Annotated in this window: 17 protein-coding genes; 5 read left to right on the top strand and 12 right to left on the bottom strand. The window is 37.1% G+C overall.

The window, feature by feature from the left end; all coding sequences use genetic code 11:
- Window positions 1–7 precede the first annotated feature (7 nt).
- From ACT9TW_RS13835 to ACT9TW_RS13790, 10 genes are all read right to left on the bottom strand, one after another.
- The gene (locus ACT9TW_RS13835; protein ID WP_446492732.1) at window positions 8–307 is read right to left on the bottom strand and encodes a hypothetical protein; all 300 of its coding nucleotides are present in this window, start codon (window positions 305–307) and stop codon (window positions 8–10) included.
- 57 nt (window positions 308–364) lie between these two features.
- Complete coding sequence (locus ACT9TW_RS13830; protein ID WP_446492731.1) at window positions 365–823, bottom strand: phage tail tube protein; 459 nt, start codon at window positions 821–823, stop codon at window positions 365–367.
- A gap of 63 nt (window positions 824–886) precedes the next feature.
- On the bottom strand, window positions 887–3,739 hold the full coding sequence (locus ACT9TW_RS13825) for a tail fiber domain-containing protein (protein ID WP_446492730.1): 2,853 nt from the start codon (window positions 3,737–3,739) through the stop codon (window positions 887–889).
- A 15-nt stretch (window positions 3,740–3,754) separates the two neighbouring features.
- A complete protein-coding gene (locus ACT9TW_RS13820; protein ID WP_446492729.1) occupies window positions 3,755–4,147 on the bottom strand; it encodes a hypothetical protein in 393 nt (130 codons plus the stop codon).
- 2 nt (window positions 4,148–4,149) lie between these two features.
- A complete protein-coding gene (locus tag ACT9TW_RS13815) occupies window positions 4,150–4,473 on the bottom strand; it encodes a hypothetical protein (RefSeq protein ID WP_446492728.1) in 324 nt (107 codons plus the stop codon).
- A 5-nt stretch (window positions 4,474–4,478) separates the two neighbouring features.
- Window positions 4,479–6,347 carry a phage major capsid protein gene (locus tag ACT9TW_RS13810; protein WP_446492727.1) on the bottom strand — a complete coding sequence of 623 codons (1,869 nt, stop codon included), beginning with the start codon at window positions 6,345–6,347 and terminating at the stop codon, window positions 4,479–4,481.
- Window positions 6,295–7,800 carry a phage portal protein gene (locus tag ACT9TW_RS13805; RefSeq protein WP_446492726.1) on the bottom strand — a complete coding sequence of 502 codons (1,506 nt, stop codon included), beginning with the start codon at window positions 7,798–7,800 and terminating at the stop codon, window positions 6,295–6,297. Before ACT9TW_RS13805 ends, ACT9TW_RS13810 begins: the two co-directional genes overlap by 53 nt.
- Window positions 7,800–8,330, bottom strand: coding sequence for a hypothetical protein (locus ACT9TW_RS13800; protein ID WP_446492725.1), 531 nt, complete (start codon window positions 8,328–8,330; stop codon window positions 7,800–7,802). Before ACT9TW_RS13800 ends, ACT9TW_RS13805 begins: the two co-directional genes overlap by 1 nt.
- Before the next feature lie 12 nt (window positions 8,331–8,342).
- A complete protein-coding gene (locus tag ACT9TW_RS13795; protein ID WP_446492724.1) occupies window positions 8,343–10,235 on the bottom strand; it encodes a terminase gpA endonuclease subunit in 1,893 nt (630 codons plus the stop codon).
- Window positions 10,138–10,731 carry a hypothetical protein gene (locus ACT9TW_RS13790; protein WP_446492723.1) on the bottom strand — a complete coding sequence of 198 codons (594 nt, stop codon included), beginning with the start codon at window positions 10,729–10,731 and terminating at the stop codon, window positions 10,138–10,140. Before ACT9TW_RS13790 ends, ACT9TW_RS13795 begins: the two co-directional genes overlap by 98 nt.
- Window positions 10,732–10,942: 211 nt before the next feature.
- On the opposite strand from ACT9TW_RS13790, the gene ACT9TW_RS13785 reads away from it, so the two are divergent.
- The 5 genes from ACT9TW_RS13785 to ACT9TW_RS13765 all read left to right on the top strand — a co-directional run bounded on the left by ACT9TW_RS13785 (window position 10,943) and on the right by ACT9TW_RS13765 (window position 15,266).
- Window positions 10,943–11,353, top strand: coding sequence for a hypothetical protein (locus ACT9TW_RS13785; protein WP_446492722.1), 411 nt, complete (start codon window positions 10,943–10,945; stop codon window positions 11,351–11,353).
- Window positions 11,354–11,413: 60 nt separating this feature from the next.
- The gene (locus ACT9TW_RS13780) at window positions 11,414–11,923 is read left to right on the top strand and encodes a hypothetical protein (RefSeq protein WP_446492721.1); all 510 of its coding nucleotides are present in this window, start codon (window positions 11,414–11,416) and stop codon (window positions 11,921–11,923) included.
- A 556-nt stretch (window positions 11,924–12,479) separates the two neighbouring features.
- Entirely contained in the window at window positions 12,480–13,415 is a 936-nt protein-coding gene (locus ACT9TW_RS13775) for a GTPase family protein (RefSeq protein ID WP_446492720.1), read from the top strand.
- A gap of 425 nt (window positions 13,416–13,840) precedes the next feature.
- On the top strand, window positions 13,841–14,599 hold the full coding sequence (locus tag ACT9TW_RS13770) for a RipA family octameric membrane protein (protein ID WP_446492719.1): 759 nt from the start codon (window positions 13,841–13,843) through the stop codon (window positions 14,597–14,599).
- Window position 14,600: 1 nt separating this feature from the next.
- Window positions 14,601–15,266 (top strand): hypothetical protein, encoded by a 666-nt coding sequence (locus ACT9TW_RS13765; protein ID WP_446492718.1) that lies wholly within the window; start codon window positions 14,601–14,603, stop codon window positions 15,264–15,266.
- A gap of 811 nt (window positions 15,267–16,077) precedes the next feature.
- Here the strand turns inward: ACT9TW_RS13765 and ACT9TW_RS13760 are convergent.
- Window positions 16,078–16,554 (bottom strand): hypothetical protein, encoded by a 477-nt coding sequence (locus ACT9TW_RS13760; RefSeq protein WP_041461144.1) that lies wholly within the window; start codon window positions 16,552–16,554, stop codon window positions 16,078–16,080.
- 437 nt (window positions 16,555–16,991) lie between these two features.
- Window positions 16,992–17,141, bottom strand: a complete 150-nt coding sequence (locus ACT9TW_RS13755) for a hypothetical protein (RefSeq protein WP_446492717.1) — start codon at window positions 17,139–17,141, stop codon at window positions 16,992–16,994.
- Window positions 17,142–17,298: the final 157 nt, after the last annotated feature.

Genomic DNA, 17,298 nt, shown 5'->3' with positions numbered 1-17,298 from the left:
TCACCTCTTACTTTTTTTCAAGTTCGTCTGTTACGTCTGCTTCCTTGAATAGTTTTATAATTTCATCGTGAATGCGGTTTAAGGGAATACTATCCATCATATTGACGTTAATACGCCCATCAATATCTTCATTAGAGAAGATAGGATCACCATTTTCATCTTTCACGCATAGGATTAGAGTACTAGCTAGATCAGTACATTTTTGAATATCAAGTGCTGTAGGACGATGGATATAAATTGTTTCGCCTTCGATATCCATTGGATGTGGTTTAGGCTGTAGTTTTGATTTTAGATTTTGTAAGTTCATTTGAATCTCCAATAAAAGAAAAAGGGAAGATATTCGCCTTCCATTTATTTATTTTTATTATGGAGTTACAGTAATCAAACCAGAATCAATTGCCGCACCATCTACCGCTAGGGTAAAGGTTTTAGTTACTACTTCATCTTTGTCACCGCCGATAGTAGTACTTGAAACGAAACAGGTATAAACCACATAAAAACCAGTTTCTTTAGACGCATCTTCAAAATAACTTAGTTTAATCTGACAACGTTTTTGTTCGTCTGCTAGTTGTTCTAATTTTTGGTGAGTTACGTTATCTGGTAGGTAGTTAACCGCAAGTGAAATATCAGGAATTGATTTTGTACCCAATAGTTTTCGATCATAAGCGTTATTAAATGTTTTAACACTAATTACGGTACTTTCGAAACCAGAAGTAGTAAACGTGTTAACTTCAGGTACTTCAGCAAAGTCAGTAGCAACTGTAGAACCAGCAGAACCCACTTCAACGGTAATATTAGCACCAGAAAAAATATCCATAGCCATAGTTATATCCTTATATAAGAAAAGTTTCATTGGGTAAAATCCATTTACCCTGAATGTATTTATTTATTTTGTAGTTATTGATTGCACTAATGCTTTTAGTTCATCAAGTTGTGATTGTTGTTCTTTTATGTAACTACTTAAGCATTGAATAGCAGCAAGTGAATCCATAATTAATGGATTTAAATCAAGAGTCATTTTTCCGGTACTTTCAGCACCATGTACATACTCTGGATCTATTTGTTGAATTTGTTGAGCAATTACACCACGGCGTTCAGCTTCACTTTCATCATCAAGATAATAGAATCGTTTAAATTCCATTTGCTCAATATTTGATAGTGATTCATGTACATCAAGATCGCCATTTACATGTTTGAAATTAATATCTGAAGTACCAGCATTTTGTAATAACGTATAGGCAGTAGTTGTGATTGGTGTTTCAGAACTAGCCAGTACCCATCGGAAAGCTACGTTACCATTTGGTTGGATGATCATTTGACCTGTACGACTATCACCATAACTAGATTGCCATCCTGCCCCGGCTGGACACCAGGCTAAACCACTGCCGCCGCCACTAATGAATGCGTTCTCTGCTCCGTGGTTTACTGGAGTTGCGTAACTACTTGCTCCTGCCCCTAAGCCAAAATCGCCATTAGCTACGATAGTACGATCAACACTAGACGTACCATTATGTGCTTGATCTGCGAAGAAATAACGTTTACGTGTGTTTGATGCATCATATGTATGTAACTGGCATGTCCCATCAGAGATACCATAAATTGATACTTTCGGATATTCAGCAGTTACCCCATATGGTTTAAGGTTAATTACTGGTAGGTCAGCACTAGCTACTGGCTTAATAGTTAAACCATTAAATGATGGTGAACTACTATCACCCACACCCAAGTTATTACGGGCTGTTGTGGCATTGTTAGAACCTGTACCACCGCTACCAATACCAAGTGGGGCAGAAAGAGATACACCACCATCAGCACGGATATTTAACGTACCGCCACCTGCCGTAGAACTACCGCCATCAGCACGGATACGCACGTCATAGTCACTGCCTGTACCGGAACTATGGAAATCTACATATGCAGCTCTAGCAACAGCCATTGCCCCGATCTCAATACCACCTGCACCATTAGGTGAAAAGATAGTTTGACCAGAAGTGAAGGTATTAGAACCAGACCATGTGTTATCGCCATTCAATAGTGCAATTGCCGCACCTGATGTACCCGTATCTACAGTTGCTGCTGTGCCAAGTCCTAAGTTAGTTCTTGCTCCCGCCGCTGATGTACTGCCTGTACCGCCGTTAGGTACAGATAAAGCGGTTGTTAGGTTTAAAGTACTTAGCTGTACTGAATTAGCCGTAATAGTTAGATTTCCCTGGCCTACGGTAGAGCTACCACCGGATGAAATGATCCTAACGTCATAGTCATTATTAGTACCGGAACTATGAAGATCGACATATGCCGAACCAGCAGTTGTGGTACTGCCAATCTCTACGCCACCACTAACGCCGACCGTAGAGAATATTGCAGATGAGAAAGTATTGCCCCCTGACCAGGTATTAGTACCACTCAGTAAAGGGACTGTACCGCCACTTGTACCAGTGTTGACAGTTGCTGCTGTACCAAGTCCTAAGTTATTTCTTGCTCCCGCAGCCGTGTTAGCTCCAGTACCGCCATTAGTAATGGCTAGTGGTTTCCATGACCCATCATTTTTGTTACGTGAACCCCAATCACCATTAGATGTAATTGTAATTGCCCAGTCACCACGGCCTAATGAACCATCAGTTAATGGAGCATACATTTGTGTCCATGTGCTGTTTTGAATGAGGTACGCAATACCGAGATTGATTTTTGCTGCATCGACGTTCGTTAGGTCACTTAGGTTATTAGATTTAATCAGGTACTTTGCATCAGATTCAGTACTTGAAAGTACGCCAAGGTTAGTACATGCAGCAGCTACGTTACCCAAATCAGATAGGTTACTCGCAATCTTCATTTGAGCATCATTAGTGACGTTAGAAAGCCCTACATCAGCTTTCACAAGTGAAATATCACTGGTTAGGGTTTTACCATTCACTTTAGTACTTGTAGGTACTGAGCCAGTATCGGTACTGGTTAATGTAATATCACTGGTTAGGGGTTTACCGTTTACTGTACGTGATAGTGGCGTGTATCGGTCATCCATCTGTGTTGCGGTATAAATGCGTGTCCATGCCGTTGTGCCGTTCTTCGCGAATAAACTCAAAGTACCGGTTTTGGTCATCGCAAATTCTGCAACGCTAGTACCGTCTACTAGGCCAATACCCATCATATCCGCCCCGGCAGGATTACCCGCTTGTGTAGATGGTACTTTGATAAAGCTGTTACCCGTTGGTACTAGTGGTGCGTACTGCGGTACATCGGTAGTGTTTGAACCAACACCATAATCACCCTGATAGATTGGCAATAGTGCCGCCACTGTCATCATACGAGCCGCTACAGTTTCAGCCTGGAATGTATATGACTTAGTTACTACTTCATCCTTATCACCGAATAGAGCAGTATTAGTAATATATCCATTCACCATTGCGTATGTGATAGTGCTTTCATCCATGTTTAGATCGTACTGAATAATCATCTGGAATAAGATTTGATCTTCAGCAGAAGTATCTAAAAACTGGTGTGTAGGATCATCAGGTAGATAATTTACGACAATTTGGAATGGTTCTACAGAACCATCAGATAGTAATACTGTTTTGTATTCAGAATCATATGTATCAAAATTAGTGGATTCAACATTAATTTTTAGTACAGGAAAAGTGTTAACCTCATTGATTGTAATATTACCAATACCTTGTGGTGATCGGTTTCCTGTATCGGTATTGTATTGTAGGTTCAATCCCTGACCTGTAATAATGTCACTCATAGTTTTTCCTTGTGGTTATCTAATCTTTTCCGTAACTTGAATATTTATAGTAAATGACAAGGAAACTGAGCCAGTTATAGGATCTGTGACAATATCTGATTGTTCATACGAATAACTTAGTAGTACTAGACCTGCCAATTTAAATACTTCAATTTTCTGTGCATCAAAAGCACTAATAATCTGATCATATGTAATTGACGGTGCAGTATTACCTGATTCTGGTTTGGGGGAAATCAAGTACTGAATACTGAATGTACCTACTTGACGTTGAAGGCCAAAAGTAATGCTACTCATAGAATAATCAAATGCTAATTGCTCAAATACATCAACATCACGTGATACAGTTAAGTTTTTAGTAGTGTCAATTAGCTGTTTAAGCGTACTGCGTACTTTTTGAATTAGCATCATAATTAGTAATCCTCTGCGTAAGATTGACCAGCAGAAGTACGGAAATAGCAATTAACCATGCCTGATAGATCATCTTCAATATTATATATTGTTTGGTTTACACCATCGATTATTAGTACTGTACCGATAACTACATTTGCTGTACTAAGATCGCTTTTCTTCATTGATACGTATGTTTCTACGCTTTCGATAAATCCACCCGCCGATTCAATAGAAACGGGAAGCACCTCTACAATTCCAGTAAAAGTACTTCCCGTAGAAGTTTGGATAGATTGACCGAAAGCATTTAAAAACAAATCCTGCTGATTGTCAGTAAATGCTCTCATAGTAATTACCCAATAACGATATTTACGAATGCTTCTGTATGAGCTAGAGCGATATCTGAGTAATCCCAAACACGGTAAACGATAGTGTTACTTGACCGATAAGTAGTGTCATCATAATCAATTTCTTGACCTTCCCAATTCGCAATAATTACGTTAGAGAAATCACCAAGAAGGATTTCACCATCTGCCACGAATTCAGAAACAACTACGCGTACTTCATCGGCTAGCCACATTTCAACCGCACGATAACCTTCTACCATTGCTTTAGCAGCGGTGTTATCAAGTACTACGATCTGACGTAGTGCGGATAGGGTTTTACCGTTCATTACAGCTTTAACACCACGCATATCAACGTTAGCACTTGCTAGTTGAGCGATTGCCGCTTGAACATCAGCTAGGGTAATAGTGCCAGCGTTAGCAACGTTGTGTACTGGAGCAGCAGCAGCGACCTTATCCATAACGTTTTGTTCTAGACCCTGAGCAGCGTAACGTAATAGTTCAGCCTGTACGAAAGATTCGATATTAGGAGCAGTTAGAATTGCTGTTTTAGACAGTGGAATGGAACCACCAAATGCTTTTGGGGTTAGGGTTACTTTGGTGAAAGAAGCAATAGAATCTACTTGTTCTTCAGACTCACCATAGAATTTAAATACTGGAGCAATACCAGCAGCTTTAGGAATACTTAAATTACCACGTCCAGAAAGCCCGGAATATGTAGTAGTATTAAGATCACCAAGTGCGGATAGCTTAAGTAGTTCTGGAATATATTGATCTTGTAGATCATCGGCTACAATACCAGAAGCGGTAGTAGTGTTAGTAGCAGGAACGGTAGCACGTACAAAACCGTGTAGGCCGCGTTCATATGATTCTAGTACTGCCATGTCACCAGACTTAATAGCACGTACCATATCTTTTAATAGATTTTTATTATCCATTTTGTTGATTTCCTTATCATGATTAGGATTGTTTTTGTTCTCTGTTAGTGAACGTTTGAAATCGCTAATTGAAATTCCATTTTCAATTGCGTCATTCACGTCAATTTTTAGCACCTGACCAAGTGCGTTTAATTCACGTACACGTTCATCATCTTCAGTACTTTTATTTATATTTTGGGTTACAAGTAATGAACGTAACTCTGCCAATTCAGCTTTTAATTCTTCTACTTGTTCTACAATTACTTCATCTACAGTTTCTTCTGTATCTTCAATTACTTCTTCAGCAACGTTTTCTACAGCTTCTTCAATTGCATTTTTTTCTTCTTCAGTAGTTTCTACAATCTCTTCTACTACTTCTTCAGCAGCTTCAACTACAAATTCAATAAGGGATTTATCATCTTCCATTGAATGATCCTTAATACTAGTTTCGTTATTACTATTTAGTATTTCTGGATCAATACTTGATTCCATTGAACGTCCTACGCCAACGGTAGGATCAGCAGCTACAGTAACTAATGAAATTTCATAGATTTCAAAATCTGTAATATAAAGATTTTGACCCTCAAAGCGATAACCATTGATGTTATAGCCAATGCTGATTTGATTTAGTATGCCTTCTTGAATCATTTCCCATTCATCGTCAGCAATACTACTAATTTTCAAAGTGGCACGGCCTACGCGATCAGAATCCATACGTGCTGATACTACAGCACCAATTAATTCATCCCTGTCATGATTAAAGAGTACTGCCCCGTTGTTATTAAGGCGGCGTAAATCAACGTTTTCGGAACCACATAGAAGAACTTCATTATAGATAACACCATCAATATCACGCTCTACGGGGTTTTCTGAGCAAAACGCAACATCAATAGTACGCGATTCAATATCAATCGCTTTGAGAGGTATCGTTAGTTCCCTCTTCTGGTGTTTGATTTCCATTCTGGATTACTTCCTTGTTTTCGGTTTCCTTTTCTATTTCTGCTAGTACTTTCACTGGATCACCTCCTAATTCCGCAATAACTTGTGTTTTGGATTTTAATCCTGCATCCAATTGAAGAATTTCAGCCTGAATATCTTTAACTGGATCTAAACTAATTGGTTTTTGTGATATGTAACGAGCACAAACTAGATCATCAAAGTCTGAAAAACTGAGATCTAATTTATTATTATTTAGCATTTCATTCTTTAACCATGCTAGATATATTGGTTTCAGTACTTTACTAATAAGAACATTAGAACGAGTGCGGAATGTGGTTTGCTGTAGCTTCTCTGTTAGACGTGCCGCACTAAATGAAGCATTGGATGTATCAGATAGCAATGCTTGCTTAGTTACGTTTAAGCCCATGCTAATTTGATTCATTAGCTCATTAGTGAAAACATCAATTCCATCTACACCATTAGTAGGGTTTACAGTTTTGATATCTTGACCTTCACCAAGTTCACCAATAAAACCAGCTTCAAAGTATTCTGTGTATGTTGGTGTGATACCTTCAATATCATCAGCACCTAAGAGTTCAGTACTTGTGTTATCGTTATTGTTAGTAATGAATGCCATACTTGAAGCACTTACACGTTTAGCGGTTAGTGCCGCCTCTGTGAAGTTCTTTAGGTCTTCAATCAGTTTACTACTGGCAACTAGATCCGGTATTCCACGTTCCTGACCCATTTGATCAGCGATGAAGTAATGACAAATTTCATTTGCTGGAATTACATCATATGCTCCCGTAATATAACTATAAGTAACTGGATCAAACTTACAGAAAAAGTAGTTTATCGGGCGATGATTTGAATCGAATTCAATTCCATTTGATATATAGTTACCACTTCCTAAATGTTGGTTATTTAGCTGTAGCAAACGGCTGGTATCTAGAATTTCTAGTTTGATAGTACCGTTAATCTTGTGAATACGAATGAAACATTCACCATCCTGTACCCGGATTTTCTCTACATTTTGTTGGAATAAGTCAAAACTTAGTGAACCATCTAAAGAAAACTTATCAGGATCATAAGCCCAACGATCAAATAGTTTCTCTAATTGCTCGTTAATTTGGTTAATCTCATCATCAGTACTATCAATTTCTACTGAAGGTTTTACGTAAACACCATCAGAACCTACTACACCATCTACTGAAAGGTTCATGTACTTACGCCCAATTGGGTTTTTAAGTACGGCATCACGCGAAAACGCACGCATTGTTGGTAATGCTTTCATTAGTAGAAAGTTAATATTACTTCCTGAGTTGGCATTGAAACCAAAATTCATAACAGCGGTATTACGCACTGCCTGTAGCTCTTTCTTCAAATTACTATTAGGTTGTGCTCTCTTCTGTGTTTGCTTAACCTGTTTTTGTACTGATTTAACTTCTACGGCTTGTTTTTTCGTCCAGAACATCAGCGAGTACTCCCAGGTCTAGGCTTGAATACTGTGATACTCTTGATTGGTTTTCCGCCACTGGAAGTACTGACATTATTCATTTTTGAATATAATTGATTTGCTCGTTTTACATAACGTTCACGCATTGCTTCTAAAGAACTTAGTGATTCACTAACGAGTGTTTTATTGTTGATTGTTATTGAGTAATTAGCCCCGCCAGCAACTTTATTAGCAATCACTGTATCAATCTCACTAATCATCTGTTTTAGTTGTGCGTATTCGCTCGTGAATAACATAGGGTTAATTACTTCACTGGTGAAAGTACTAGATTGACCTTGTGAAATTTGGGTACAGAATAGTGTTTCCTGTGCCGCACTCAAATTCAAGGTAACTGTAAATTCACGCGAAGTACTACCACTTAGATTATCAAGAGAAGTACTAATACCAGACGTTGTAAAACTAATAACAAGTATTGTTTGAGGCGGTACTGTTACTTCAAGATCCATAGGATTACTAATCAAATAGATCTTTTCTGGTAATAGTGCCATGCGATATCCTTATCATTTACCGAACCAATTTGAACCCATACCAGTACGCCTATTATTTCGTTTAGTAGCCTTCTGTATAGGTTGTGATTCTTCTGGTTTATTTATCTTTTGCGGTAATGATTTGGCTTTATGTTCTCGTAGTTTTTTAAATGGTTGAGTGCCTAATTTACTTTGAGCATATACAATTGCGATCATTCCATACACGAGACAATCTAAAGCCTCGTTTCGCTTCTGCCCTTTCTTCAGTCTCCAAACTAGTTTACCCCCAGCAGGTTTTAATTCTTCTGCCGATAATTGTTCAAAGTAATCTGAAGGTAGAGTACTGGAAAAGCGTAATTGTATTGGTGCGTTCTTTGCTTCAGTACTGAGCATCAAGTTTAGAAGTTTACGAATCGTATTCTTCTGATCATGTACGTTCAGGATCTGTAGCTCATAGCCCGCTTGAGTACTACGCTTGAAGAGATCGCCTGTAGTACTGCTAGAACCCTTGATAGGATGATACTTAGCCCAACGTGCGGTAAACTTCTTAACCGTATCTGTAGCGTTACCGTTCGAACTATCCACGAATACGGCAAGTGTAGGTACTATTCGACCATCAACACTACGGAAATCTTGACGGCAAAACTGATCTAAGTCCTTCCATGCCTGTGATTCGATTTTAGTACAATCATGTCCATAGAAGAATTCATGACCAAGTACATAAATGTTCTTCTCGTCAAAACATAAAACAGTTGCTTCCAGGCGGTCTAATTGCTGGTCTACGGCAATTGTTATACCTAAAGTACTTTCAGGAACTTTATGTAGATTAAATTCATCTTCTCGTAGTGATTCCAGTTGTAGAATATCTAATTCTTTCTGATATTCATCCTCATATGGTAATCCAAGTTCATTGTTATAGAATGTTTGGAGGTTGAAATTATAAAGAGCATCGGAAAACTTACTTACCATTTCTGAAATAGTATTCAATGGTGAATACATACGTGATATCTGATAGCCGACTACTCCCGGATCACCGTCAGTACTAGTAGCAATCCATCGACCCTTATCGATCATCTGATGGCGTGTATGCTCGTCTATCTCTTCCTGACAATGGGGGCAAATCAAACGAGTAGTAGTACTGTCTGGTATTGCTCGACCGTTTTCTAAAGTCTTAAACTCAAAGGCAACTTGCTCCCATTCAAGAGTATATTCATGACCGCATGTGTGGGAGACAAACCAACGGCGTTTATCTGAGAGATTGTACTCCGAGTTAATTAAATCATCTTTATATAATGGAGTACTCGAAATAACTACTAGAGAATCGTCACCAAAAGTACTAGTACGTGCTTCCGCTAATTTGATTGGGTTTCCTTCATCAGTTATGCCAACGTTAGAAACTTCGTCAAGTAGTACTACACGACAAGTAATACCACGCAAGTTACCCGGAGTATTAAGGTTTAACCAGTAAACGAATGTACCGTTTACCATTTGTGTTTGTTTGGCGTTGTTGGCTGCGTTCTTATCGTTCTTGTCTGTTACTAATAGCTTGAGTACTTCACTAGTTTCAATAGCTGGTAGAAATTTACCATCTTTGAATTTCTTTACTTCAGATTCAGAACTACTACCAAAAGCAAAATTACATGGAACATTTGCCATTAGGTTAAATGCTATTGATTGTAGCACTGTCGTCTTGAGCAATTGAGAGCACGACTGTAAAACTATTTTTTTAGTACTTCTCTCTTGTGCTATATCCATTGGTTCACGTTGAAAACTAAACGGAACCCAATCAAGTCCCATATTTGGACCATCTACAAACTTAACTACACCATTACTGATCCACTGGCTTGTTCTCTGTAGCTTCGGCGGTTGAATCGTCGGTAGTATTTTCTGTAGTACTTTCGTTAATTTCTTCTTGTTTGTTTCCATCTTCTAATATTTCTTCATCCGTGGGTAATTCAAATTCCATGCTTCCTAGCTGGAATAAAGTACTATCAATATGTTGTTTCAATATGTCGCGTAAATCCTTAGCATCTGTCTGAGCAAATAGCTCTAAGTATGTTTTAGAAGGGATTGCCCTCATTGCGGTTTTAACTTGAAATAGGTATTCAGTTAATACTTGTTCTAGATATTCGGTACTGACTACTTCCCCGGATTTTTCCTGTAGTTCTAATTCAGATAGTGCCGCCTCTGCCTTTAGCTTCTTCAGGCGTTCTAATTCAATTTGTTCTTTAGTATCGGTATTACGTAATGGGTTTATGATATTATCAAGAATCCACTCGTAAATTTCAGATTCTGTTTGAGTACAGTCTAACCCCTTACCGACCCACTCACGGCTAATAACGGAAACGTCATAACCATAACGGCGTGATAATTCACTATACGAAATAGACAGGTTGGTTTTATTTGTTCTTGTTTTAGACATAAAAAAGTCCTCCTGACTTATTTATCAGGAGGACTATGTTTTGTGTACTTCTAAAACATCACATATAATTTAAAGCACCCGCTGCCGAAACTACGCGGTCTTTAAATAATTCAAGGGGAACCTATTTTGTTTATTTACCATTTTTGGTGATTGAAATAATTAAGTGCTTTATGATAACCTTTTCGAACTACACACATACGAGGTTAGTTTTATGCTGGCTGCGATCTTAAAGTTCTTTGAGTTGTTCACAAAGTTACCAAAGTCTGTTCAAGAGCAAATCATAAATGCTCTCATTCTAACTCTTACACTTGGCTTCAAACGTTTCTTTAAAAAGAAAAAAGAAGAAGATTTAAGGAAAGCTACTGAAGAGGCAGTTAGTCCCTATAAATGGCATACAACATCAGTTGCTGTAAGTAATCTCATGCCATCCCTTTACTCTCAAAAGAAAAAAGAAGAGTTTGCTAACTCAGTTGTTGAGTTAATTAGAAGTAATTCATTCATCAAAGAACTAAGTACTCGCATCGAAAAGATTAATACTAATGATGAAGAAACTTATGTTGCTTTGTGCTCTATCGAAACTAAAAAGCTAATCATCGAAATGCTTGAAAAGAACACCAAGTAAATGATTGCCATTGATTTCTGAATGACAATTTCATAGTTCTTTATTTGGCAAGGAATGAATATGAATCTACAAGCAAGTCTGTTTATAGCCGCAGCAATAGCTATTGCTGCCTATCAATGGGTTAAGCATAAGGGTACGAAAAAAAATTGGGAGAAAGGTAGTATCATTTTTGTAGGCTTATTACTTGCAATACCAGTGTTCTTTGTTTCCTCTGTTGCAATTTTTGGTATTTGGGGGCAGGAAGGTCAAGCAAAGGAAGATGCTCAACTGGCAGCACGTAAAGCAGAAGAAGATAAGAATCCGATTGGCTATGCAAAAAATCACCATAATCCCGTTTATGAATGCCAGCGAGCTATTGAGAAACTAGCTAAGTATGATTTTAAATGGAAGGATTCAATTACCAATCCTGCATTTGTCACTTACTCATGGATTAGTAAAGATTCAAAAGTGATTGAAATGTATGGCGACCAAGCTCAAGCACAGAATGGATTTGGTGCATATAAAAATGTCCGGTATTCATGCAAATTTAATGGTGAAACTGGCGAAATTTTATCTTTTGACTTCAATTAAATTTTAATTGCAGCCCTACCAATTTTAACTTGGTAGGGCTTCATTTAATGAAGTCCATACAAGCTATTAACTTTATGGAAAGGAACTGATCTGTATAGATAGCCCTGCACCGCTGGTAGCTCCAGCTGCTCGTAGCATCTGGTGATGGTTCTTATACTGTATGGATACAATCACATTATCGCAGTACTTAAAGTTTGTCATGGTACTGCTCATGTGTAAGTGAGAATAGCCTTTCATTGAATACCTAATAAGATTCTAATTCGTTCAGTAAGTTCCTATGTATTAGCATTACTTGAAGTACTGTTTAGTTCTGTAAGCTTGCAGACATGAAAAGCTTTATTTATTGCATTATAACATCTTTCATTAGCAATCAACTTAATTTAACTTAAGTTGTCACCATAAATGCTTAGTAGGAACTAATTGACATTTTGTTAATAAATCCTTATAAAATAATAAACATCAATTACTTTATAAGGGTTTAAAATGGGATCATGGTCAAGTGTAATTGCTAAGCAACTTGAAGCAATTCAAAATTGCTAACAAAAGTATTTCAGAAATGTCAAGTGCTATTGAAAATGAAACTAATAATAGCAATAAACATGATGCTGATAATACTGCCAATAAAAAGTCTAAAATTTTAGATGATATTTTATTATCTCTGCCTCCTGATATTTCTCGTTATACTAAGAAAAAACTGACAGAAGTTATAGACTATGAACCTCGCATTGGCGTTATGGGTAAAACCGGCGTAGGTAAATCGTCATTGTGTAATGCAATATTCCAGCAAGATGTATGTAAAGTTAGCCATGTTGAGGCTTGCACAAGAAAACTTGAAGAGTTACAAATTGATGTTGGGGGCAGAAAACTTACCCTTATTGATTTGCCAGGAGTGGGTGAAAGTGAAGCAAGAGACATCGAGTATAAGAGTCTTTATCAAGAACTAATACCAACACTTGACCTGGTTTTATGGGTGATCAAAGCTGACGACAGAGTACTCGGTCCTGATGAAAATTTCTATAAAAACGTTATTAAGCCGCTTAGTGCTGAAGATAAAATCTTGTTTGTAATAAACCAAGCTGACAAGATTGAACCCTCATACGAATGGGATGGTTCTAAGAAACGCCCTTCTGCTACACAAATAGAAAACCTTGAGCGTAAAGAAATTGATATTTACAATCGCTTGTTTGAGAATAATAATGGATGTATCGCTGTATCGGCTCCGTTAAAATACAACATCAGCAATCTTGTCAAGAAAATGGTTTTAAGATTACCAAAGCGTTCTAAAGCTGCGGTGTATAGTACTCTTCGTGAAGAAAATAAAACTGAAGAGGTTAAGCAAGAATCAAAAAAGGGGTTTACCGAAGCGGTAAAAGACGTTCTTGACTCCATTATAGATAATGCTCCAATTCCAAAGATTGTGAAAGAGCCTCTTAAAAAAGCCAAAGATTATGTTTGCGACAAGATCTCAAGCTTCTTTGACTCGTGGTTTTAATTCTCTTTAAGATAATTATTTAATTCATCGATAATTAGTTAATTATTCCCCCTGAACAGTACCTGATAACCTACCCCTAATGGATGGTACTGAACAGGGGATCATCAGTATACTTTTCATTCTTCATCAATTTTGTAGTGCTATTATAAAAAATATTGATATAGAAAAGGGATTGTTTCGTACTTATATGCGAGAAACCACAAGGTACTTTAATTGAGGGGTTATCGTTTTTGAATGCTGAGTACCGGATGTACCAGGCACATGAAGAGGATGATTGGTTTAGCCAGGGTGAATTACCATTTTGAGTACACGCCACACCCACACCTTAACAAACCTACCCATTGTGGGGGGCGTGTTCTTAATACTATACTTGATTATGTTCCAAATGTTAAGATATTCAAGTAAATGTCTATCAGGATATACCAATGTACATATCTCGAAATGTCGATTACTTCGAAAAACTACTTGATAAGCGGCGAACGTATTTTAATTGTTTAAAGTTAGATAGTGATGATTTGAAAAAAATAAGTGTTGCTTTTGAAAAAGCACATGACATTAGGAAATTTGAGATTAGTCTCTACTGGCAGCGTTCGACCTTTCTTCTGGGTTTTATGTCTGTATTAGCAGTTACTTTAGCATATTGTTTTTCTACCTATTTAGATAAAGATTCATCTGACAATACTAAATTCATTTTGTTACTGACTGCTACAAGCGTTTCTTTATTAGGTTTAATCATGAGTCTGATATGGAAAAGAATAGTTAAAGCTGGAAAGTACTGGCAAAACAACTGGGAATTCCATATTAACATTTTGGAGCCATATGTCTCTGGTAATTTACATAAAATTCATTTTTATAAGAAAAGTAGCCATACGCGTTTTTCTATACATGACACTATTCTATCAATAGTGAATAGAATGGCTTTCTTATGGTTTATCATTTTGCTCGCTGGTTCATTTTTAATTTATAACAATCTATTTCCATTGTATATTACTACTGATCTTAGGAAAGAAATAATCTATCTATTTGTCTGCCCAATAATTGTGACTTATAGTATATTTGAGTTATTCTGTAATTTAAAACAATTTTTTGTGGACATTTTTAAAAAGGAAGAGTCACATATTTCATCTAATGAATTTAAAATTACTCTTGATAAGTTTGATTTCTCATCTGGGACGGAGAGATAAAATGTCAAAAATAAATTGGAATACTTGTCTATTAACGACTGTTGTTGCATTGCTTATTGTAGCAATCCTTGTGCTTATTAAGATTCTTTTTGCAGGTGTCAATGGGTTTGAATGGGGATCTGTTAGTGATTGGTTTAGTTCCATTTCCAATATTATAATGGCTTGTGCTGCTGTATACGCTGCTCTACAGGCGAAGAAATGGTTTAAGCAAAAAAAATACGAACTTGCACATTCTTTATCCAGAGATTTGACGTTTACTCTTTATGAAATAAAAAATATATTACTCGAACTTCATGGAACCGTTAAAATCTTTACTACTTCCTCAACAACTAAAAATGATTTGGCAGAGATTAAATTATACATAGATAAGATCTGCACATTAATATCTAAAAAAGAAAAAATGCTTTTCGATTTAAAAAGACTCAACTGGAACTTAAAAGATGAGTTCACTAATATATATCAATTATCTCCAAGTATAGAATTTGAAGCTCGCTATTGCAAGGCGGAGTTATCACATGTTATGTATGAATATGCGAATATTTCAGGTGATGAGTTAGAATATGACATTAATCAATTGCCCCCCCTAATCGAAGAATATGATGATGCAATAACTAAATTTCTTAATGTCGAAACTCCCTATGAAGATTATTTTGATATAGCTAAATGAATCTTTACCAAAATTTCAAAAGTACTCCCACTGATTTTGGTGAGAGTACTTCAAAGAATAGAGCCTTTAACGATTGACCTGAAACTTTCTAAGTACTAAGCGTGTGAGCAGGAATAGTATGGCAGCGTAGATAAGTACCATCAGGATTAAGGCAACGAACCTTACCGGATCTGCATCAGCTGCATCAGCTGCATCAGCTGCATCAGCCTCATATAACCCACTAAGGCCGGAACCGAAAGTACTATAGGCGGTAACCATGACCCATTGAGTGGCTTACCGAAACTTGATAGCCACTATGCGACTGGATGAATTGTTTTCTGTTCATGTCTATCCCTCTCTTAAGTACTTCTTTGTACACAAAAAATGTACTCTTGATCCAGTACTTTATGTAATCATCCAATTGCACCATAGTTAGGGGAAAATGACCAGTTAGAGTCTGTTATGAAACCGGGGTGGGGCTGGCAGGTGCTGCGTGAGTACTGCTGGATTACTTTGATTTGGTACTGTCAGTTGTCTGAGCGATAGCGAGTAGCAGACCTTGCGTTGTTTCGAGTACTGGCGAGAAAAACGCAAAGTTACGATCTAATATTTGGTTTTTATAGAGACTGACGAGCAAAGCGAAGTTAGGCTCTCTAGAGACTGAAAAGTAGTAAGACAAATATGCTTTAATGTAATGGGTATGGGTTAATATTAATATAGGTCGCAAGATGTGTTTAGACACCATATATTGATATATATCAACAAGTTACACACTACATATAGGTCATATAGCACTCCATCTTGCGAAGTAAACGCTAATCTTGCGAAGCGGTTATTTCGCAGAATCATCAATCATTTTCTGTAGTTCTATGATCATTTCCTGTGCTGAAAGGCCACTATCGTACATCTTATCGATTTCATACTTCTGTACGGGTGTTATGTAGTACAGCCCATCTTGTGCGGTTTTGAATAACCTCACGCCATTGTTGTGTGCCTCTACCATCGCTACGGACAATTGCTTGGTGATAGTGAGAAACTTACGGACTGTGTTATCAGATGGTGGCGTATCACTCGTATGTAACCCATAGTAGTGCTGTAGCCAGTACTTGACACTATCCCTGTTCACGATCAAACAATTGAATAGTACATAATACACTTTTTCCTTCGGATAACCTTTCTTACCAGAACACTTAGTAATAATGTCGATAACTATTCTTTTCCCTTCAATCGTTAGATCACTAAACCTGCTGAAGTTTCCAGCTAATGAAATAAATTCACTATTATCGAAGTTTTGCTGCTTTCCTGCCATGATAATTACTCCTATACAAGATTTTAATTAATACTGGCCTGATGTGTTCCTAGCATTCAGGCCTTTTTATTTCAGAATAAAATTGGGTGTTTACACTCCGCGTACCTTTTTGAACCATTCACGATACTCTGGAACTTTATTTTTGCGTAAATTACTAATGAAATGTTTATCACAATTCACTTTTAGTACGTTACAAATCCTAGCACTTGTCATATCGCTTACTAGGATATTTTCGTACTGTGAGAATGTTAGTTGAATGAAATCTACCTTTTCTTTATTTTGTACTGATTTGTTCAATGACTTTCTGTTAGTCCTGATTTTTCTTTTCAATTTACTATAACTTGCTAGTCTTCCCATGATTGTTTCCTTACGTTTTCGCGTTACTACCTGTAACCACGTTTACTCTTCTTTTTCGATGAGTAGCCAACCGTGCTCCATTATTCGCCTTTAATTATCGATAGATTGATTAAGTACTGAATAGCACTACTGACACTTTTAGCCTTTCCTTCGCTGATTAGCTTTTGTAGAAATGCTTCTTGTGTTCCATTTAGGCGTACACCTACGCCATGTGTTTTGTTTTCTTTCATATTAATCCTTGTTGTTAATTGTTCACTTTTCCATGAAAAAACCATGTAAAAAAGTGCCCCATAGAAATGGAGCAACTATTATTTACAGGAATTTCGAAGGAGGAAATAGTTAATGTCATAGCTATTTAGTACCAGAGCCTTATAACTCTAATATAGA

Source organism: Enterobacter sp. C4G1, from assembly GCF_052886895.1.
Note: the sequence above shows the minus strand (reverse complement) of the source record. Positions and strands in the feature narration are given on the sequence as shown.